The 294-nt window shown below is 51.4% G+C and carries 1 pseudogene; it reads right to left on the bottom strand.

Features of this window, described 5'->3' with window-relative positions:
• A pseudogene (locus ICN12_RS10780) lies at nt 1-294 on the bottom strand (AIDA repeat-containing protein); the annotation flags it as partial.

The raw sequence follows: 294 nt of genomic DNA, 5'->3' as shown, positions 1-294 counted from the left end.
TTGATTACCGCCAGAACTGATGGTCGCGCTAATCGCACTACCACCGCTACTAACAGCTTGAGTACCGCCATCATTTACCGTAGTAGCACTTGCAATACCGCCACTACTAACAGCTTGAGTACCACCAGAACTGATGGTCGCGCTAATCGCACTACCACCGTCACCGATAATCTGAGTACCGCCATCATTTACCGTAAGACCACTCACAATAGCGCCGCTCAGGAAGGTCTGGCTACCGCCACTGCTTAGCGTAGTAGCGCTCACACTAGCACCACCATAAACAGCTTGATTACC

Origin of the sequence: Polynucleobacter sp. AM-25C3 (assembly GCF_018882335.1) — a bacterium.
In the GTDB taxonomy this organism is placed as follows: domain Bacteria; phylum Pseudomonadota; class Gammaproteobacteria; order Burkholderiales; family Burkholderiaceae; genus Polynucleobacter.
This window is presented reverse-complemented; position numbering and strand designations above follow the sequence as displayed.